General features: G+C 74.7%; 14 protein-coding genes and 1 pseudogene. 11 read left to right on the top strand and 4 right to left on the bottom strand.

What is annotated here, in order from left to right:
• The first annotated feature begins 5 nt into the window (after positions 1-5).
• From EMA09_RS25990 to EMA09_RS25970, 5 genes are all read left to right on the top strand, one after another.
• A complete protein-coding gene (locus EMA09_RS25990; RefSeq protein ID WP_240796574.1) occupies positions 6-1427 on the top strand; it encodes an ADP-ribosylglycohydrolase family protein in 1422 nt (473 codons plus the stop codon).
• Entirely contained in the window at positions 1424-2404 is a 981-nt protein-coding gene (locus EMA09_RS25985; protein ID WP_129843392.1) for a ribokinase, read from the top strand. Before EMA09_RS25990 ends, EMA09_RS25985 begins: the two co-directional genes overlap by 4 nt.
• Entirely contained in the window at positions 2401-3594 is a 1194-nt protein-coding gene (locus EMA09_RS25980; protein ID WP_129843391.1) for a CoA transferase, read from the top strand. Before EMA09_RS25985 ends, EMA09_RS25980 begins: the two co-directional genes overlap by 4 nt.
• A complete protein-coding gene (locus EMA09_RS25975) occupies positions 3591-4448 on the top strand; it encodes a CoA ester lyase (RefSeq protein ID WP_206306005.1) in 858 nt (285 codons plus the stop codon). Before EMA09_RS25980 ends, EMA09_RS25975 begins: the two co-directional genes overlap by 4 nt.
• A 195-nt stretch (positions 4449-4643) precedes the next feature.
• Positions 4644-4922: a hypothetical protein gene (locus tag EMA09_RS25970; RefSeq protein WP_129843390.1), complete on the top strand. Its 279-nt coding sequence runs from the start codon at positions 4644-4646 to the stop codon at positions 4920-4922.
• A 127-nt stretch (positions 4923-5049) separates the two neighbouring features.
• On the opposite strand, the pseudogene EMA09_RS25965 reads toward EMA09_RS25970, so the two are convergent.
• The 3 genes and pseudogenes from EMA09_RS25965 to EMA09_RS25955 all read right to left on the bottom strand — a co-directional run bounded on the left by EMA09_RS25965 (position 5050) and on the right by EMA09_RS25955 (position 8315).
• Positions 5050-5492, bottom strand: a pseudogene (locus EMA09_RS25965) (ankyrin repeat domain-containing protein).
• Positions 5493-5666: 174 nt separating this feature from the next.
• Entirely contained in the window at positions 5667-6956 is a 1290-nt protein-coding gene (locus EMA09_RS25960) for a geranylgeranyl reductase family protein (RefSeq protein WP_240796728.1), read from the bottom strand.
• 354 nt (positions 6957-7310) lie between these two features.
• Positions 7311-8315, bottom strand: coding sequence for an aldo/keto reductase family protein (locus EMA09_RS25955; RefSeq protein ID WP_129843388.1), 1005 nt, complete (start codon positions 8313-8315; stop codon positions 7311-7313).
• A gap of 225 nt (positions 8316-8540) precedes the next feature.
• Here EMA09_RS25955 and fdh point away from each other — a divergent pair, with 225 nt between their 5' ends.
• From fdh to EMA09_RS25930, 5 genes are all read left to right on the top strand, one after another.
• Positions 8541-11795, top strand: coding sequence for a formate dehydrogenase (gene fdh, locus EMA09_RS25950; RefSeq protein WP_129843387.1), 3255 nt, complete (start codon positions 8541-8543; stop codon positions 11793-11795).
• Positions 11796-11798: 3 nt separating this feature from the next.
• A complete protein-coding gene (locus EMA09_RS25945) occupies positions 11799-12788 on the top strand; it encodes a 4Fe-4S dicluster domain-containing protein (protein ID WP_129843386.1) in 990 nt (329 codons plus the stop codon).
• A gap of 64 nt (positions 12789-12852) precedes the next feature.
• The gene (gene nrfD / locus EMA09_RS25940; RefSeq protein ID WP_129843385.1) at positions 12853-13899 is read left to right on the top strand and encodes an NrfD/PsrC family molybdoenzyme membrane anchor subunit; all 1047 of its coding nucleotides are present in this window, start codon (positions 12853-12855) and stop codon (positions 13897-13899) included.
• A gap of 79 nt (positions 13900-13978) precedes the next feature.
• Positions 13979-14770, top strand: a complete 792-nt coding sequence (locus tag EMA09_RS25935) for an ABC transporter ATP-binding protein (protein ID WP_240796573.1) — start codon at positions 13979-13981, stop codon at positions 14768-14770.
• On the top strand, positions 14767-16374 hold the full coding sequence (locus tag EMA09_RS25930) for a transporter (RefSeq protein WP_240796572.1): 1608 nt from the start codon (positions 14767-14769) through the stop codon (positions 16372-16374). The genes EMA09_RS25935 and EMA09_RS25930 overlap by 4 nt, the downstream gene beginning before the upstream one ends.
• Positions 16375-16500: 126 nt before the next feature.
• Here the strand turns inward: EMA09_RS25930 and EMA09_RS25925 are convergent, their stop codons facing one another.
• Positions 16501-18285 (bottom strand): ABC transporter ATP-binding protein, encoded by a 1785-nt coding sequence (locus tag EMA09_RS25925; protein WP_129843383.1) that lies wholly within the window; start codon positions 18283-18285, stop codon positions 16501-16503.
• A 233-nt stretch (positions 18286-18518) separates the two neighbouring features.
• Between EMA09_RS25925 and EMA09_RS25920 the strand changes: the two genes are divergently transcribed.
• Positions 18519-19607 (top strand): Gfo/Idh/MocA family oxidoreductase, encoded by a 1089-nt coding sequence (locus EMA09_RS25920; protein WP_129843382.1) that lies wholly within the window; start codon positions 18519-18521, stop codon positions 19605-19607.
• Positions 19608-19618: the final 11 nt, after the last annotated feature.

Below are 19618 nucleotides of genomic sequence, written 5' to 3'. Positions count from 1 at the left end.
GACTGATGAGCATGGACATGGACATGGGCGCGGGCGCGGTGGGCACGGCGAGCGCGCCGGACGAGCTGCGGCTCACCTGGGCGCAGCCGGAGGACCTGCTCGGCCACGAGCTGCGGCAGGCCGCGCAGGACGGGCGGGACACCACGGCGGTGGAGCGGCGCTGGCGCGCGGCGGGCGGCCGTGCCGCGCCGGAGCGTGCCGGGGCGTCGCCGGGCCCCGCCGATCCGGCGCTGCGGGCGCTCGCCGAGGCGCTGCTGGACGAACTGGCCGCGTTCCCCTCGGCGCTGGCCGACCGGGAGCCGAGCGGCCTGGACGCGATCCGGGCGGCCTGCCCGGAGTGGCCGGCGCCCCGGCCGGGCGCCGCCGCCCCCGCGTCACGGGCCAGGCTGCACGCGGGCTGGCTCGGCCGCGCGGTGGGCTGCGTCCTCGGCAAGCCGGTGGAGAAGCTGCCGCTCGAGGGCATCCGCGCGATCGGCCGCGCCACGGGCAACTGGCCGCCGCGCACCTGGTTCACCGCGCGGGGCCTGCCCGCCGACGTGGCGGCGGCACACCCGTGGAACCGCAGGTCGCGCGCCACGTCCCTCGCCGAGACGATCGACGGCGCCCCGGAGGACGACGACCTGAACTACCCGCTCCTCGGCCTGCTCGTGCTGCGCCGGCACGGGCGCGACTTCACCACGGCGGACGTGGCGCGGCTGTGGCTCGACGTGCTGCCCGCGGGGCGGACGTTCACCGCCGAGCGCGTCGCCTACCGCAACCTGCTGTCCGGCCTCGAACCGCCGCTGACGGCCTGCCACCGCAACCCGTTCCGTGAGTGGATCGGCGCGGTCATCAGGGCGGACGTCTACGGCTGGACGAATCCCGGCGACCCGGCCACGGCCGCCGCGCTCGCGCACCGGGACGCGCGGCTCACCCACACGGCGAACGGCGTGTACGGCGCGATGTTCGCCGCCGCCATGGTCGCCCGCGCGGCGGCCGGCGACGGCGACGTGCACGCGTGCCTGCGGACCGGCCTGTCGGTCGTGCCGCCCGCCTCGCGGCTCGCGGCGGCGGTGCGGTTCGGCGTGCGGGTCGCGCGGGAGGGGCGCGGCGGCGGTTTCGACCCCGTCGTGGACCGGCTGCACGCGCGGTACGGCGACCACCACTGGGTGCACGTCCTGCCGAACGCCGCGCTGCTCACCGCCGCCCTCACCCACGCGGACGGCGACTTCTCCGGCTCGGTGTGCCGGGCGGTCGCCGGCGGCTGGGACACGGACTCGAACGGCGCGACGGCCGGCTCGGTCGCGGGACTGCTGGCCGGCTCCCCCGAGGCGCTGGGCGCCCACTGGACGGCGCCCCTGAAGAACCGGCTCGCGACGACCGTCGCGGGCTTCGACGGCATCGGCTTCGACGAGCTGGCCGCCCTCACCCAGGAGGCATCCGCATGACACCCCCCACGACCGGCGGGCCGCCACCACCGCCGTCGTCCGCGCCGTCCGTGGTCGTCTTCGGGTCGGCCAACATGGACCTGGTCGCCTACGTCCCCACCGCCCCCCGGCGCGGGGAGACCGTGGCGGGCCGGGAGTTCCGTACGGTGCCCGGCGGCAAGGGCGTGAACCAGGCGGTCGCGGCGGCCCGCGCCGGCGGCCGGGTCACGATGATCGGTGCCGTCGGCGACGACGCGTTCGGCGCGCGGCTGCGCGAGGCGCTGGCCGGCGCCGGTGTGGCGACCGGGCCGCTGCGGACGGTGCCGGGGCCGAGCGGGACGGCGCACATCGTCGTGGACGACGACGGCGGCAACGCGATCGTCGTCGTCCCGGGCGCCAACGCCTCGGTCACCGGCCTGGCACCGGGCGACGAACCGGTGCTGGCCGCGGCCGACGCGCTGCTGCTCCAGCTCGAACTGCCCCTGGACGGCGTGCTCGCCGCCGCGCGCGCCGCCCGCGCGCACGGTGTGCTGACCGTGCTCACGCCCGCGCCCGCCCGGCCGCTGCCCGACGAACTCCTCGCCGCCGTCGACCTGGTGGTGCCGAACGAGCACGAGGCCGAGACGCTGACCGGCCGCGCCGACCCGCACGCCGCCGCCGTCGCGCTGCTGGAACGGGTCCCCGAGGTCGTCGTGACGCTCGGCGCGCACGGCAGCCTGTGGGCGGCGCGCGGCGCCGAGCCCGTCGCCGTACCGGCCGTACCGGCGCACGCGGTGGACTCGACGGCGGCCGGCGACACGTTCACCGGCGCGCTGGCGGTGGCGCGCTGCGAGGGGCGGCCGATGCCGGAGGCCATGGCCTGGGCCGCCGCCTCCGCCGCGCTGTCGGTGGCGCGGCCCGGCGCCTCGTGCTCCATGCCGGGGCGCGCCGAGATCGACGAACGGTTCCGCGCGCACCGGGAACAGGACGCGCGGCAGACCGGGGAGGTACCGCGATGACGCACCCGGGAGCCCTGGACGGTCTGCGCGTCCTCGACCTCGCGACGCTGTTCGCGGGGCCGCTGGCCGCGACCCTGCTCGGCGACTTCGGCGCCGAGGTGATCAAGGTGGAGCATCCGCGCCGCCCCGACCCGTCGCGCGGCCACGGGCCGAGCAAGGACGGCGTCGGCCTGTGGTGGAAGCTGCTCGGCCGCAACAAGCGCACCATCACCCTCGACCTGTCGACGGACGGCGGGCGGGACGTCCTGCTGCGGCTCGTCGCGGAGTCGGACGTCGTCGTCGAGAACTTCCGCCCCGGCACGCTGGAGCGGTGGCGGCTCGGCTGGGACGAGCTGTCGGCGGTCAACCCGCGCCTGGTGCTGGCCAGGGTGACCGGCTTCGGGCAGTTCGGCCCGTCGGCGCGGCGGCCGGGGTTCGGCACCCTCGCCGAGGCGATGAGCGGGTTCGCCGCGGTCACCGGCGAGCCGGACGGGCCGCCGACCCTGCCGCCGTTCGGCCTGGCCGACTCCATCGCCGCGCTGTCCACCGCGTACGCCGTGCTCACGGCCCTCGCCGGGCGGGACCGCACCGGCGCGGGCCAGGTCGTGGACCTCGCCATCATCGAGCCGATGCTGACGGTCCTCGGCCCGCAGGCCCTGTGGTACGACCAGCTCGGCTACCTCCAGCAGCGCACCGGCAACCGGTCCGCCAACAACGCGCCCCGCAACACCTACCGCACGGCCGACGGCACGTGGGTCGCGGTCTCCACGTCGGCGCAGTCCGTGGCGGAGCGCGTGATGCGCCTGGTGGGCCGCCCCGACGTCGTCACGCAGGAGTGGTTCGCGACCGGCGCGGGCCGCGCCCGGCACGCGGACGAGCTGGACGCCGCCGTCGCCGCCTGGATCGGGGAGCGGACGCGGGCCGAGGTGCTGTCGGCGTTCGAGAAGGCGGAGGCGGCCATCGCGCCGGTGTACGACATCCGCGACGCGATGGCCGACGAGCAGTACCGCGCGCTCGGCTCGTTCACGCGGGTGGAGGACGAGGAGCTGGGGACCCTCACCATGCAGAACGTCCTCTTCCGCCTCTCCGGCACGCCGGGCGCGGTGCGCTGGGCGGGCCGGCCGCACGGCGCCGACACCGACGAGGTGCTCACCGGTCTCGGGCTGAGCGGCGAGGAGATCGGCGCGCTGCGGGACCAGGGGGCGCTGTGACGGGCGCGCCGGCGCAGGAGGTGCGCCTGACGTGGCTGTACGTCCCCGGGGACCGTCCCGAGGTCGTCGCGAAGGCGCTGCGGTCGGGCGCCGACGTGGTGGTCGTGGACCTGGAGGACGCGGTCACCGCCGGCCGCAAGGCGTACGCGCTGGACGCCGCGGCCGACCTCCTGGCGGAGCGGCCCGCCGTGCCGGTCCACGTGCGGGTGAACGCCCTGGACGGCCCGCTCGCCGAGGCGGAGGTGCGGCGGCTGGCGCCGCTGCCGGGCCTTTCCGGGCTGCGGCTGCCGAAGGTCGAGTGCCCGTCCCTGGTCGGCCGGGTGGCGGCGTGGGCGGCGGACGCGGGCGGTGCCGTGCCGCCGCTGTACGCGCTGCTGGAGAGCGCGCTCGGCGTGGAGCGGGCGTACGCCGTGGCGACGGCGCACCCGGCGGTCGCGGGCATCGCGCTGGGCGAGGCGGACCTGCGGGCCGACCTCGGGGTGCGCGACGCGGCGGGTCTCGCCTGGTCGCGCGGCCGGGCGGTGGTGGCGGCGCGGGCGGCGGGCCTGGCGCCGCCGCCGCAGTCGGTCTTCCCCGACGTGCGGGACACGGCGGGTCTCGCCCGGTCGTGCGCGGAGGGCCGGGCGCTCGGGTTCCTCGGCCGGGCGGCGATCCACCCGCGCCAACTGCCGGTCATCAGGGACGCGTACCTGCCGACCGACGCCGAAGTGGCCGAGGCGGCGGAGATCGTCCGTGCGGCGAGGGAGACGGACGCGGGCGCGCTGGCACTGCCGGACGGCCGCTTCGTGGACGCGGCGGTGGTGTCCGCGGCACACCGCACCCTCTCCCTGTCCCGCCTGGCCCACTCGTCCTGACCCGTTCCCCGGGCGTGGCGGTCGCGGCCGGCGGAGCGCGGTGCCTCCGCCCCCGGCCGGACACCGCAGGCCACGGCCGTAACGCTGTCCGGGACTGTCCCGGACAGCCGGTTCCCCTTCCGCGGTTCAGCTCCGGAAGCCACTGTTGACCCGACTTCGGACCGGGCACAGCCCACCAGGGGAAAGGACGTGCACATGCGCATCCGACACGCACTCGTCGGCGCAACCGCCGCGATCGTCATCGGCACCGGCCTGGCCGCCGCTCCGGCGCAGGCCGCCGCAGGCGCCGCTCCCGCGACCGACTCGTGGACCGGCGACTATCGAGCAGCCGCGAGCTGGCACACCATCGATGAGTACTTCTGGGGCTGGGAGTGCGAGGCCGCCGCCATCCGTCTCGAAAGGGACAAGGGGTGGATCGTCCGGTGCTACGGGGGCAGCCTGGTCAGCTACTACGAACTCCAGCGCTGGTACTGACCGGCGGACGGCACCGCCCCGCCACGGACGCCACCCGTGGCGGGGCACACTTCCGCATGCACCGGGACGGGCACGTCGCGCCTTTCCGAAGCGGGTCGGCGCTGTGCCCCGGCCGATGGTCGCGTCGTCAGGTGTGCGAGGTCCCGGGTTCGTCCGTCGGGCGGGCGCCGGCGGAGTGCAGGGCTGCGAGTGTTTCCGTGTGGGTGCCCTTCTCCGCCCAGTCGAGGGGGACAGGCCCGTGCCGTGGTCCTCGCGGAGGTCGGGGTCGGCCCCGGCCGCGAGGAGTACGCGCACGGTCTCCGTGTGGCCCCAGGACGCCGCCGCGCACAGCGGCGTGCCCTCGTCGCCGTGGCCGCTCTCGGTGTCCGGGTCGGCGCCGGCGCGCAGGAGGAGGCCGGCGATGTCGGCGGCCCCGTGGACCGACGCCGCGTACAGGGGCGTCGTGCCTGCGGGATCGGCCGCCCCCGGGTCGGCGCCGGCGCGCAGGAGGCGGCGGACGAGCGCCGTGTCCCCGGTCATCGCGGCGCCGACCAGGCGGTGCGACAGCTTCTTGGCACGTCTCCGGTTCATGCCGGTCAAGGCTAGGGTCTGCCCGGCGGATCCTGCCTGTCTCGCGACGCTGGCCACGGCACCTCGCTGCGTTGCCGTATCGCGCGAATACGAACGGGTATGAGCTGCGATCCGGCGCCTTGCGATGCACCGCATCCGACGCCGCGAGCCGCGCCAAGACCCGCCGGACAGACCCTAGTGCGGAGAACGGGCCTTCGGGGGCGCCGGGGGCACCGGGCCGCGGGGGCGGCGCACCGGGACGACGCGGATCGCCGTCGCGAGCAGGCGGTCCACCATGTCGCCGCCCCGCTCGTCCGTCAGGTTGGTGAGGAGCCGGAGCAGCGTCCGCATCGCGGCGGGCGAGCGCATGACCTGGCGGCTGACGAACGACGCGGCGGCCGGGCGGGTCAGCATCGCCGCCCACGCCGTGCCGAGCCGGTAGTACCGGCCGTCCCTGCGCTGGATCTCGCGCGGGTACTGACGCAGTACGCGTTCGCGCCAGGCCGGGTCGCGGCGGGCGAAGGCGTCGCTGACGATCTCGGCGGCCAGTTCCCCCGACTCCATCGCGTACGGGATGCCCTCGCCGTTCCACGGGCTCACCATGCCGCCCGAGTCGCCGGTGAGGAGGAGGCCGCGCGTGTAGTGGGGCCTGCGGTTGTGGCCCATCGGGAGGGCGGCGCCACGGATCGGTCCCTCCGCGTTCGCCTCGTCGCGCAGGCCCCAGGCGGCGGGGGTGCCGGTGAGCCAGGTGCCGAGGAGGCGGCGCAGGTCGCCGCCTTCGGTGCTCGGGGTGGTGATCAGGCCGAGGCCGACGTTGACCCGGCCGTCGCCCATGGGGAAGACCCAGCCGTAGCCGGGCAGCGCGGGCGCGCCGGGGCGGGTGCGCAGGTCGGAGAAGATGTCGAGGTACGGGTCGGCCTGTTTGGCGGGGCTGCGGTAGTAGCGGCGGACGGCCGTGGCCATGGGGCGGGCCGGGTCGCGTTCGACACCGAGGGCGAGCGCGAGACGGGCGGAGACGCCGTCGGCCGCGATCACGACCGGCGCGGTGCAGGTGACCTGCCGCTTGTCCGGGCCGATGAGCACGTGGACGCCGGACACGCGCCCGGTCCGGTCCACCACCGGGTCGGTGACGCGCGCCCCGGTCCACAGCCGGGCGCCGGCACGGACGGCCTGGCGGGCCAGGATGTCGTCGAAGTCGTGGCGGGTGCGGGTGAGTCCGTAGCCGGGGTAACTGGTGTTCTCCGGCCAGTCGATCTCCAGGTGCGCGCGGTCGGAGAAGAAGCGGACGCCCTTGTTGCGGTGCCAGCCCTCGCCGGCGGTGTCGATGCCCATCCTGATGAGCTGCCGCACGGCGCGCGGCGTCAGGCCGTCGCCGCACACCTTGTCGCGGGGGAACTCCGACTTCTCCAGCAGCAGGACGTCCACGCCGTGCCGGGCCAGGTGGTAGGCGGCGGACGAGCCGGCCGGCCCCGCGCCGACGACGATGACCTGGGCGTCGGAGCCGCCGCCGGAAGCCGTGCCGGGCTCGGGCGGGGCGGGCGCGGTGACGGCGGGGGGCGTGGTGTCGGTCACGGTTGCGGTCCTCTCGGGAAGACGGGCGCGGCGGGGAGGAACGGTCGACTCCCCTGCTGGCGGGGGCAGTCGGTGCGCCGGTGCGCCGGCGTGCGGGTCCACGGCGGGCCGGTACAGACTGGGACAAGATACCCGCCGGTGGCCTGGGCAACCGGCATTTCGGACGGGGCGCGGCCCGGGTGCGGCACTCCGTCGCGCATACGCCAAAGGGCGGCGGCCGACGCGGAGTTCCGCGCCGGCCGCCGCCCTCGTGGGGGGCGTCCCGGTTCAGGGACGCTTGCGCGGCGTGCTCTGGTGCACGCGGTACGGGTCGGTGACCGCGACCGGGAGGATCACCTCGTCGATGCGGGCCATCAGGTCGGCCTCCAGCTTCACGCCGGCGGCCTTCACGTTCTCGGTGACCTGCTCGGGCCGGGAGGCGCCGACGATGGCGGCCGAGACGTTCGGGTTCTGCAGGACCCAGGCGACGGCGAGCTGCGCGAGGCTGAGGCCGACCTCGTCGGCGAGGGGGCGCAGCCGCTGGACGGCCTCCAGCACCTCGTCGCGGAGGAAGTCGCCCATGGTGCGGGCGCCGCCCTTCTCGTCGGTGGCGCGGGACCCGGCGGGCGGCTGCTCGCCCGGCAGGTACTTGCCGGTGAGCACGCCCTGCGCGATGGGCGACCAGACGATCTGCCCGATGCCCAGCTCCTCGCTCGTCGGCACGACGTCCTGCTCGATGACGCGCCAGAGCATGGAGTACTGCGGCTGGCTGGAGACCAGCGGTACGTGCATCTCGCGGGCGAGGGCGTGGGCGGCCCTGATGTTCTCGGCGCTCCACTCGGAGACGCCGATGTAGTGGGCCTTGCCGGCGTGGACGATGTCGGCGAACGCGGACATCGTCTCCTCGAGCGGGGTGAACCGGTCGAAGCGGTGGGCCTGGTAGAGGTCCACGTAGTCGGTCTGGAGGCGGCGCAGGGACGCGTCGATGGACTCCATGATGTGCTTGCGGGACAGGCCGCGGTCGTTGCGGCCGGGGCCGGTGGGCCAGAAGACCTTGGTGAAGATCTCAAGGCCCTCGCGGCGCTCACCCTTGAGCGCGCGGCCGAGGACGGACTCGGCGCGGGTCTGGGCGTAGACGTCTGCGGTGTCGAAGGTCGTGATGCCCTCGTCGAGCGCGGCGCGCACGCACGCGAGGGCGGCCTCCTCCTCCACCTGCGACCCGTGGGTGAGCCAGTTTCCGTAGGCGATCTCGCTGATGAGCAGGCCGCTGCGGCCGAGGTGACGGTGTTCCATGGGGGACAAATCTACGCCCGTCGCACAGTGCGCCGGAGGGGTGGCCCGGGGCGGTGACGCCGTGTGGCGGCGGTGGTTCGCGGCGTGGCGGAGCGGCTGGTGCGGTCGGGTGACACGGCCGTCGCGCGGCGGCGCGTTCGGGTGATCGCGCGCTCCGCGGCGGTACGGGCGGCCGTGGCGGGGAACCGGCGGTCGGGCAACCAACGGCGAGAGACGGGACACAGCATGGGCGTGCGGACCTGGATGCGGGACTGGCCCGTGTACCGGCAGCTCACCGGCTCCGACCCGCTGGGCCGCGGGTCCGCCGTCATGTCGCACCGTACGGCCGGCCTGCGGGCGCGCACGGAGACGGCGGACCGGGTCGTCGCCTCGGTGTGCCCGTTCTGCGCGGTGGGCTGCGGCCAGCAGGTGTACGTGAAGGACGAGCGGATCGTGCAGGTGGAGGGCGATCCGGCGTCGCCGGTGAGCCGGGGGCGGCTGTGCCCCAAGGGGTCGGCGACGCTCCAGCTCGTCACCGGCGGGGCGCGCCGGCACCAGGTGCTGTACCGCCGCCCGCACGGCACCGAGTGGGAGCCGCTTGACCTGGAGACGGCCATGAACATGGTGGCCGACCGGGTCGTGGCGACGCGGCGGGCGACCTGGCAGTGGGAGCACGACGGCGCGCGGGTGGCGCGGACGCTCGGCATCGCGAGCCTGGGCGGCGCGGTCCTCGACAACGAGGAGAACTACCTGCTGAAGAAGCTGTTCACGGGCCTCGGCATCCTCCAGGTCGAGAACCAGGCGCGGGTGTGCCACAGCTCGACGGTGGCCGGGCTCGGCACGTCGTTCGGCCGGGGCGGGGCGACGACGTTCATGCAGGACCTGCAGAACTCCGACTGCATCGTGATCCAGGGCTCGAACTACGCGGAGGCGCACCCGGTGGGCTTCCAGTGGGTGATGGAGGCGAAGGCGCGGGGCGCGACGGTCATCCATGTCGACCCGCGGTTCACCCGCACCAGCGCGCTGGCCGACCTGCACGTGCCGATCCGGGCGGGCAGCGACATCGCGTTCCTCGGCGGGCTGATCAACCATGTGCTGACGGAGGGCAAGGAGTTCCGCGAGTACGTCGTCGCCTACACGAACGCGGCGACGCTGGTGAGCGAGGACTTCCGTGACACCGAGGACCTGGACGGCGTGTTCTCGGGTCTCGACGAGGAGCGGCGGCACTACGACCCCGCGAGCTGGGCGTACGAGGGCGCGGACCTGCGCTCGCCCGCCGGTTCGCAAGAGGCGCAGCCGTCGGCGGCGGACCGGGTCGAGGTGGAGCACCGGGCCGGCGGCTCGGAGTCGCACGGTTCGGGCGGCCAGAGCGTCCCGCCCCGGCCGGAGCGTGACGAGACGCTGGAGCACCCGCGGTGCGTGTTCCAGGTGCTGAAGCGGCACTACGCGCGCTACACGCCGGAGATGGTGGAGAAGGTCTGCGGCATCCCGGCGGACACGTTCGCGCGGGTCTGCGACGCGCTGACACGGAACTCGGGTCCCGAGCGCACCAGCGCGTTCTGTTACGCCGTGGGCTGGACGCAGCACACGGTGGGCGCGCAGTACATCCGCGCCGCGAGCGTCCTGCAACTGCTGCTGGGGAACATCGGCCGGCCCGGCGGCGGCATCCAGGCGCTGCGCGGGCACGCCAGCATCCAGGGGTCCAGCGACATCCCGACGCTGTACAACCTGCTGCCCGGCTACATCCCGATGCCGCACGCGCCCGGGCACCCCGACCTCGACACGTTCATCCGGGCCGCCGGCACGCGCAAGGGCTTCTGGGGCGAGATGCGCGCCTACACCGTGAGCCTGCTGAAGGCGTACTACGGGGACGCGGCGACGGCGGAGAACGACTTCTGCTTCGACCACCTGCCGCGCGTCACCGGCTCGCACAGCACGTACGACACGGTGCTCGGGCAGATCGACGGCACCTGCAAGGGCTACTTCCTGCTCGGCGAGAACCCGGCGGTCGGTTCGGCGAACGCCCGCCTGCAGCGCCTCGGGATGGCCAGTCTGGACTGGCTGGTGGTGCGGGACTTCTCGCTGATCGAGTCGGCGACCTGGTGGCGGGACGGGCCGGAGATCCGCACCGGTGAACTGCGCACCGAGGACATCGCGACGGAGGTGTTCTTCTTCCCAGCGGCCTCGCACACCGAGAAGTCCGGCTCGTTCACCAACACGAACCGCTGGCTCCAGTGGCACCACAAGGCCGTCGAGCCCGAGGGCGACGCACGCAGCGAACTGTGGTTCGCGCACCACCTGCAGCGGCGGATCAGGGAGCGGCTCGACGGCTCGGACGACCCCGCGGACCGCCTGTTCCTCGACCTGGCGTGGGACTACCCGGTGGAGGGCCCGCACGACGAGCCGGACGCCGAGGCGGTGCTCGCGGAGATCAACGGCCGCGCCGCCGACGGCTCACCGCTGTCGGCGTACACGCAGCTCAGGGACGACGGTTCCACGTCCTGCGGCTGCTGGATCTACTGCGGGGTCCGCGCGGACGGCGTGAACCAGGCGGCCCGCCGCGTGCCGCACACGGAGCAGGACTGGGTGGCGTCGCAGTGGGCGTGGGCCTGGCCGGCGAACCGCCGCATCCTCTACAACCGGGCCTCGGCGGCGCCGGACGGGACCCCGTGGAGCGAGCGGAAGGCGTACGTGTGGTGGGACGCCGGCCGCGGGCGGTGGACCGGACACGACGTCGCGGACTTCCCTGCCGATCTCGCACCCGGCCATGTGCCGCCGGACGACGCGCGGGGCGCGGCGGCGCTGCGCGGCGACGACCCGTTCATCATGCAGGGCGACGGCAAGGGCTGGCTGTACGCGCCGGCCGGGCTGGCGGACGGCCCGCTGCCGACGCACTACGAGCCGCAGGACTCGCCGTTCGCGAACGCGCTGCACCCGGACCGGCCCAGGTCGCCGGTGCGGCAGCTCTACCCGCGCGAGGGCAACGCGTACCACCCCTCGGGCGGGGAGCGCGGGCACGAGGTGTTCCCGTACGTCGTCACCACGTACCGGCTCACCGAGCACTTCACGGCGGGCGGGATGACGCGGTGGCTGCCGTACCTGGCGGAACTGCAGCCGGAGATGTTCTGCGAGGTGTCGCCGGAGCTGGCGGCGGAGCGCGGTCTCGAACACGCTGGCTGGGCGACCCTCGTCACGGCGCGCGGCGCGATCGAGGCGCGGGTCCTCGTCACGACCCGGATGGCGCCGCTGCGCGCGGACGGGCACACGGTGCACCAGATCGGGCTGCCGTACCACTGGGGCGGCAACGGCTGCACGCGCGGCGACGCGGCGAACGAGCTGTCCGCCATCGCGCTCGACCCGAACGTGCACATCCAGGAGGTCAAGGCGCTGTCGGCCGACATCGTCCCGGGCCGGCGGCCGCGCGGCCCGATGCTGAACGACCTGGTGGCGAACTACCGGCGGCGGGCCGGCATCGACGAACGCACGGGCACGGAGGTCTGACCGATGACGATCCAGGAGCACCGGCCCGGGAACCGCATCGCCGGCCCCGAACCCGACGTGGCGGCCGACGCCGGCCACGGGAGTCCGCCGCCGCGCGTCGGGTTCTTCACCGACACCTCCGTGTGCATCGGCTGCAAGGCGTGCGAGGTGGCGTGCAAGGAGTGGAACGCCGTCCCCGAGGACGGCATCGCCCTGACCGGCATGAGCTACGACAACACCGGCGGCCTCGGCGCCTCGACGTGGCGGCACGTCGCGTTCGTCGAGCAGACCAAGCCGCTGGGCGGGCAGCGCGCCGAGGTGGACCACTCGCACATCGACGTCCTGGCGCTGGCGGCGCGCGGCTCGGGAACGCCGGTGGCCGAGGCGGCCGTCACGCCGACCACGCCCGGACCGCCCTCGCCGGACGGCCGTACGGAGCTGCGCTGGCTGATGGCGTCGGACGTGTGCAAGCACTGCACGCACGCGGCGTGCCTCGACGTGTGCCCGACGGGCTCGCTGTTCCGCACGGAGTTCGGCACGGTCGTGGTGCAGGAGGACATCTGCAACGGCTGCGGGTACTGCGTGCCCGCGTGCCCGTACGGCGTCATCGAGCAGCGGCCGGGCGACGGCCGCGCGTGGAAGTGCACGCTGTGCTACGACCGTCTCGGCGCGGGCATGGAGCCGGCCTGCGCGAAGGCGTGTCCGACCGACTCGATCCAGTTCGGGCCGCTGGACGAGCTGCGGGAGCGGGCGGCGGCGCGGGTCGAGCGGCTGCGGGAGGACGGTGTGCCGGACGCCCGGCTGTACGGCGCCGACCCGGACGACGGGGTGGGCGGCGACGGCGCGTTCTTCCTGCTGCTGGACGAGCCGGAGGTGTACGGGCTGCCGCCGGACCCGGTGGTGACGACGCGGGACCTGCCGGCGATGTGGCGGCACGCGGGCGGCGCGGCGCTCGCCCTGCTCGGCGGGCTCGCGGCGGTGTTCGCCGGGCGGCGCGGAAGGACCCGCGGGTGACGGGCGCGGGGCACGGACGGGACGGACGGGATGCGCGCCGCGTGCGGCGGGAAGGGCGGACGGCGTGAGCGAGGCGAGAGTGACGCGGGAGGGCCTGGCCGGTGAACGGCCCGGCCGCGACGCACTGTTCGGCAATGGCATGGACGGGGAGCCGGCGCCCCGGCGGCGGCGGGGCGGCGGCGGGGAGACACGGATGGTGCCGCCCGCCGGTTTCACCTCCTACTACGGCCGGCCGGTGGTCAAGGCGCCGTCGTGGGAGGCCCGCGACATCGCCGGCTACCTGTTCCTCGGCGGCCTCGCGGGCGCGGGCTCGGTACTGGCGGCGGGCGCCGACCTGTCGGGCCGGCGGCGCACGGCGCGGGCCATGAAGCTGAGTTCGCTCGGCGCCGTGTCCCTGTCGGCGGCCGCGCTGATCCACGACCTCGGGCGGCCCGAGCGGTTCGCGAACATGCTGCGCGTCCTCAAGCCGACCTCGCCGATGAGCGTGGGGTCGTGGCTGCTGGCGGGGTACGGGCCGCTGGCGGGCGCGGCGGCCGCCGCCGACGTGACGGGTCTCGTGCCGCGCGCGGGCCGCGCGGCGGCGCTGGGCGCGGCCGTCACCGGCCCGGCGGTGGCGGCGTACACGGGCGTCCTGCTGGCCGACACGGCGGTGCCGGCGTGGCACGAGGGGCACCGGGAGATGCCGTACCTCTTCACCGCGTCGGCGGCGGTCGCCGCGTCCGGCATGGCGCTGCTCGCGGGTCCGCGCGCGGAGAACGGGCCGGCACGGCGGGCGGCCGTCCTCGGGGTGGCGGCCGAGACCGTGGCGCTGCGCGCGCTGCGCCGGCGCACCGGCGTGATCGCCGAGACGTACGCGCGGGGGCGGGCCGGCCGCCTCCTGCGCGCGGCGGAGGGGCTGAGCGCGGCGGGGGCTGCGGGAGCGGCGCTGCTGGGCGGACGCAGCCGGGTCGCGGCGGCGCTGAGCGGGGCGGCGCTGCTCGCGGCGTCGGCGTGCACACGCTTCGGGATCTTCCACGCGGGCGTCGCCTCCGCGCGCGACCCGAAGTACACGGTGCTGCCCCAGCGCGAACGGCTCGCGGAACGCGAGGAAGCGGACCGCTCCGGCACCTGAGCCGCACGGCGTTCCCGACGCGTCACCACCCCCGGGGCGGCAGGTCATGAGCAGGACAGAGGTCCGTATGCTGACCGGCATGCGTGACGACCATCCCACCGGACATCATCCAGCCGTGCGCGTGCGCGGGCTGTGGAAGAAATACGGCGAACGGCTCGCCGTCAGCGGGGTGGATCTCGACCTCCCCGCCGGGCGGTTCGCGGGACTGGTCGGTCCGAACGGCGCGGGCAAGTCGACCACCCTGTCGATGATCACCGGGCTGGTGCGCCCGGACAGCGGGACCGTCGAGGTGGCCGGGGCCGACGTGTGGCGCGAACCCGAACGCGTCAAGCCGCGGATCGGCGTCCTGCCCGAGGGCCTGAAGCTGTTCGAGCGCCTGTCGGCCCGCGAACTGCTCACCTACCTGGGCCGGATGCGCGGCCTGTCCCCCGACGAGACGCGCCGCCGCACCGACCAGCTCCTCGGCGTCCTCGACCTGACCGGCGCCCAGCACGCCATGGTCGTGGACTACTCGACCGGCATGCGGAAGAAGACCGGCCTGGCCGCCGCGCTGATCCACAACCCCGACGTGCTGTTCCTCGACGAGCCGTTCGAGGGCGTGGACCCGGTGTCGGCGCAGGCCATCCGGGAGGTGCTGGAGCGCTACACGGCCTCCGGCGCGACCGTCGTGCTCTCCAGCCACGTGATGGAGCTGGTCGAGTCGCTGTGCGACTGGGTCGCCGTCATGGCGGGCGGGCGGATACGGGCGGCCGGACCGGTCGCCGAGGTCCGCGGGGACGCCGCGTCGCTGCACGCCGCGTTCCTCGACCTCGTCGGCGCCTCCGACACGGCCGGCGCCCAGGATCTCGACTGGCTGCGGGGTGCGCGGTGAACCGGATCTCCCTCACCGCCGTCGCGGGTACCTTCGCCCGCCTGAAGCTCAGCCTGCTGCGCAACGGCGCGCGCCAGTCCACCGGCAGGTCGGCCGCGTTCATCGGCTCCGTGGTCCTCGCGGTGCTGCTGGGCGCCCTCGGCGCGCTCGGTGTCTCCGCCCTGCGCGGCAACGAGCACGCCGCCGCCGGCTGTACGGTGCTCGTCGCGGTGATCGCCCTCGGCTGGGCGTTCCTGCCCATGTTCGTGGGCGCGGCGGACGAGACGCTCGACCCCGGGCGGCTCGCGATGCTGCCGCTGAGCCCGGTCGCCATGATGACCGGTCAGCTCACCGCCTCCGTCGTCGGCCCCGGCCCGCTCTTCACGCTGCTGCTGCTCGTGGGCAGCGCCGTCGCGACGGCGCACGGTGTCGGCGGCACGGTCGTCGCGGTGGTGGCCGTCCCGTTGACCCTGCTCGTGTGCACCGCCCTGTCGCGGACGATCGCCACGGTCAACGCGCGGCTCCTCACCAGCCGCAAGGGCCGCGACCTGGCCGTGCTCAGCGGCATCGTGGTGGTGCTCGGCGCGCAGTTCCTGAACGTCGTGCTGTCCCGGCTGGGCGAGAGCGAGTCCGCGGGACCGCTGCACTCGACGGCCGATGTCGTGCGCTGGATCCCGCCGGCCACGGCCGTCGAGGCCGTACGGGCGGCCGGCGACGGCTCGTGGGGCGTGGCGCTCGGCGCGCTCGCCGCCACGGCGGCGGCCGCGCTCCTGCTGCTGGAGTGGTGGCGCCGCGCGCTCACCCGGCTGATGGTCAGGCCGGACGCCTCGACCTACCAGGACGCGTCCGCCGGCCGGGCGCGCAGGGGGACGGGGGAGACGGGCGTCGCGGCGCGGCTCTCGGCCTCGGTGACCGGCACCGTCGCGCTGCGGACGCTGCGGTACGCGTGGCGGAACCCGAAGTCGAAGATGAGCTGGACGATGGCGCTCGGCATGGGGCTGATCATGCCGGTGGTCTCGGCGGCGCAGGGCAGCCCGAGCATCCACACCGCGTACTGGTCGTCCGCGCTGCTCGGCCTCCAGATGTTCAACCAGTTCGGGCTGGACCACAGCGGATTCTGGCTGGTGGCGCAGACGATCAGCACACCGGCCGACGCCCTGCGCGAACTGCGGGGCCGCACCGGGGCGATCGCCGTCATCGCGGTGCCGTACACCGTGCTGGCCGTGGTGTTCACGGCGGCGCTGTCGGGCGACTGGGCGGCCCTCCCCGGGGTGCTCGGCATCTCGTTCGCCGTCCTGGGCGCCCTGGTCGCCGTCGGCGTGGTGGGCAGTGTGCTCTTCCCGTACTCGATCCCCGAGGACGGCGCCATGAAGAACGTCGTCCCCGGCCAGGCGGGGCTGGCCTGGGGCAGCATCCTCTTCGGTGCCGTCGCGGCGGCCGTCCTGTGCGCGCCGGTGATCGGGTCCGCCGTCTGGCTCGGCACGTCGGACAGCGCGGCCATCGGCGTCGTCCTGCCGTTCGGGATCGTGTGGGGGCTGTTCCTCACCTGGGCGGGGCTGCGGCTCGCCGCCCCCAGGACGGTGACGCGGCTCCCGGAGATCCTGGCGGCGGTCACCAAGGCGTGAGTCCCAGGGTCTGTCCGGCGGTCCCTGCCTGTCTCGCGACAGGACCCGCCGGACGAACCCTGGCGGGCGGGCCGCCGGGACGCGTTCCCGGCGGCCCGCCCGCGTGCGTGCACGGGCCGTGCGCGGTCAGGCTCCGCTGCCGGGCGAGAGCTGGGCGTACAGACCGTCGGCGGCGATCAGTTCGCCGTGGTCCCCGATCTCGCGGATACGGCCCTGGTCCATCACCACGATGCGGTCGGCGTCGCGGATCGTGGAGAGGCGGTGCGCGACGACGAAGACGGTCCGGCCCTCCATCAGCCGTCGCAGCGCCTCCTGGACCAGCTTCTCGGAACGGCCGTCCAGCGCCGAGGTCGCCTCGTCCAGGATGAGGACCTTCGGGTCACGGATCAGCGCCCGTGCGATCGCGAGCCGCTGCCGCTGCCCCCCGGACAGCAGCGCGCCCCGCTGGCCGACCACGGTGTCCGTGCCGTGCGGCAGGCGTTGGACGAACTCCCAGGCGTTCGCCGCCCGCAGGGCCTCCTCCAGCGCCGCGTCGTCCACGTCGTCCAGACCGTAGGCGACGTTCTCGCGGATGGTGCCCTCGAAGAGGATCGACTCCTGCGGGACGACGGACAGGAACCGGCGGTACGTGCGCAGGTCCAGGCCGGCGGCGTCCGTGCCGTCCAGGAGGATGCGGCCGCGGGTGGGGCGGATGAAGCCGATGAGGAGGTTCAGCACGGTGGACTTGCCCGCGCCGGACGGGCCGACGAACGCGATGGTCTCGCCGGGCCGCGCGGACAGGTCGAAGCCGCTGATCGAGGGGGAGTCCGCGCCTTCGTAGGTGAACTCGACGTCCTGGAAGTCGATCCGGCCGCGCAGCGCGGTCACCTCACGCTTGCCCGCGTTGGTCTCCAGGTCGGGCGCCTGGAGGACCTCGCCGATGGACCGCACCGACTCGAGGCCCCGGCTGAGGACGGGCGTGAGGCCCATCAGGGAGTTCATGGATGCGGTCAGCGTGGTGAAGAAGGTGCTCAGCATGACGATGTCGCCGGCCGACACCGACAGCCAGCCGTTGTAGGCGATCAGGGCCGCGCCGAACAGGCAGACCATGCCGAGGAAGTTCAGCATGATCCAGGCGAGGGAGCCGATCCGGCCGTTGAGGATGTCGAGGCGGCTGCCCGCGCTGCGCAGGCGCGTCAGGGCGCCGTCGACACGGCCCATCGCGGTGCGCTCCAGGCCGTGGGCGCGCGTCACCTGGATGAGGCTCGTCATCTCGGTGACACGGGAGGAGACGAGCTCCACCTCGCGGCGGAACGACTCGTTGTGGCTGCGGACCCGGCTGCGCAGCGCCCGTATCAGCAGCGCGGCGGCGGGCACCACGACCAGGAACACCGGCAGGAACAGCGGCACCTTGAACCCGATGACGACGAGGCCGCCGATCATGGTCGTGGTCGAGCCGAGGCCGATCTCGGCGGACTGGCGCACGCTCTCCTCGATCGCGTCCACGTCCCGGACGACCTTGGCCTGCAGGACGCCCGCGCTGACCTTCGAGTGGTAGCCGATGGACAACTGCTGCATGCGGCCGCAGATCGCCGAGCGGAGCACGGTGCCCATGCGGCGCACGCTGGTGCTGATGAGCCGCGCGTACGTCACGCCGGCGGGATAGTTGACGGCGAACATGACGAGGAGCACGCCCGCGTTGACCCACAGCTCGTGAAGGGGACGGTGCTGCACCACGACATCGATGACGTTCGCCGTGATGAGGGGGAGCAGCCACAGCGGGCAGTGCCGGACGCAGAAGATCGCGACGGCGGCGATGAGCCGGCCCCGGTCGGGACGGAAGAGGTATGCCAGGGTGCGGACGGGGTGCTCGCCCTGGTAGCGGTGGTCGAGGGGGTGGCCCTGCGCGGCGGGGGAATGCGCTTTCTGCATGGGAGAAGTCAACGCCGCACCTCCCCGGCGGGCAACTCCGTATGAGCCGGTGAGACAGCTCTGACCTGCGGCTTTCCTTGACGGCCCGACAAGCGGCACGTGGTGTGCGTCACGTCTTCGACAGGTGGTGGCGCAGGGCGCGGAGAGGTGGGCGTACTGTGACCCGCCGGGTCCGGGCGGGGCGGCCGCGCCGGCCGGCCCGGCACCGTGGACAGATGTGAGGAGCAAGGCACGTGAGTGAAGCACCTGTACGGTTCGGCCTGGTCGGCAGCGGATGGCGGTCGGAGTTCTTCGTCCGGCTGGCGAAGGCGCTGCCGGACCGGCTGGCGGTGACGGGCGTGGTGACGCGTGGCAGTGAGCGCGGCGCCGAGATCGAGGCGGCGTGGGGCGTGCCGGCGTACCGGTCGGTGGACGAGCTGGTGGGCGCGGCGGACGCGCCGGAGTTCGTCATCCCCTCCGTGCCGTGGCCGGTGACGCCCGAGGTGACGAAGCAGCTCGTGCGGCTCGGTGTGCCGGTGCTCGCGGAGACGCCGCCCGCGCCCGACGCGGAGGGGCTGCGCGACCTGTGGCGGGAGACCGGTGCGAGCGGGCTCGTGCAGGTGGCGGAGCAGTACCCGCTGATGCCGGGGCACGCGGCGCGGCTCGCGCTGGTGCGGGAGGGCGTCATCGGCGAGGTGACGTCCGTCCAGTTGTCGTCGACGCACGGGTACCACGCCGTGTCGCTGATCCGGCACCTGCTCGGGGTCGGCTTCGAGCCGGCGACGGTGTCGGCGAGCGCGTTCACCGCGCCGCTGGCCGACCCCCTCTCCCCCGCCGGCTGGTCGGACGACCTGACGCCGAAGCAGGCGCGGACGACGATCGCGACGCTCGACTTCGGCGGGGGCCGCTCGGGCCTGTACGACTTCACCGACAACCAGTGGTGGAACCCGCTGCGCGCCCGCCGGATGGTGGTGCGCGGCTCGCTCGGCGAGATCGTGGACGACACGGTGGTGCGGATGGCGGACCCGCGCACGCCCGTGGAGTCGCCGCTGGTGCGGCGGGCCACCGGCACGGACCTCAACCTGGAGGGCCGCGAGCTGCGGCACATCAGCTTCGACGGGCGGGTGATCCACCGCAACGGGTACACGGGCGCCTCGTTCTCGGAGGACGACCTCGCCGTGGTGGACCTGACGTGCCGGATGGGCGCGTGGGTGCGCGGCGCCGGCCCCGCGCCGTACCCGCTGGCCGAGGGCTGCCAGGACCACCTGCTGAGCCTCGCGATCGACGAGTCGGCCCGCACGGGCCGCCCGGTGGTCACGGACCGCGAGGCCTGGGCGGACTGAGCCGGGCGCGG

Source organism: Streptomyces sp. RFCAC02 (assembly GCF_004193175.1).
GTDB lineage: Bacteria > Actinomycetota > Actinomycetes > Streptomycetales > Streptomycetaceae > Streptomyces.
The sequence above is the reverse complement of the archived record's forward strand: the minus strand, read 5'-3'. Positions and strand labels throughout refer to the sequence as shown.

Bases quoted from the DNA above. Each gene is read 5' to 3' on its own strand.
- EMA09_RS25945 (WP_129843386.1), top strand. From the start codon at position 11,799: ATGACGATCCAGGAGCACCGGCCCGGGAACCGCATCGCCGGCCCCGAA.
- EMA09_RS25925 (WP_129843383.1), bottom strand. From the start codon at position 18,285: ATGCAGAAAGCGCATTCCCCCGCCGCGCAGGGCCACCCCCTCGACCAC.
- EMA09_RS25955 (WP_129843388.1), bottom strand. From the start codon at position 8,315: ATGGAACACCGTCACCTCGGCCGCAGCGGCCTGCTCATCAGCGAGATC.
- EMA09_RS25980 (WP_129843391.1), top strand. From the start codon at position 2,401: ATGACGCACCCGGGAGCCCTGGACGGTCTGCGCGTCCTCGACCTCGCG.
- EMA09_RS25985 (WP_129843392.1), top strand. From the start codon at position 1,424: ATGACACCCCCCACGACCGGCGGGCCGCCACCACCGCCGTCGTCCGCG.
- EMA09_RS25990 (WP_240796574.1), top strand. From the start codon at position 6: ATGAGCATGGACATGGACATGGGCGCGGGCGCGGTGGGCACGGCGAGC.
- EMA09_RS25935 (WP_240796573.1), top strand. From the start codon at position 13,979: ATGCGTGACGACCATCCCACCGGACATCATCCAGCCGTGCGCGTGCGC.
- fdh (WP_129843387.1), top strand. From the start codon at position 8,541: ATGGGCGTGCGGACCTGGATGCGGGACTGGCCCGTGTACCGGCAGCTC.
- EMA09_RS25970 (WP_129843390.1), top strand. From the start codon at position 4,644: ATGCGCATCCGACACGCACTCGTCGGCGCAACCGCCGCGATCGTCATC.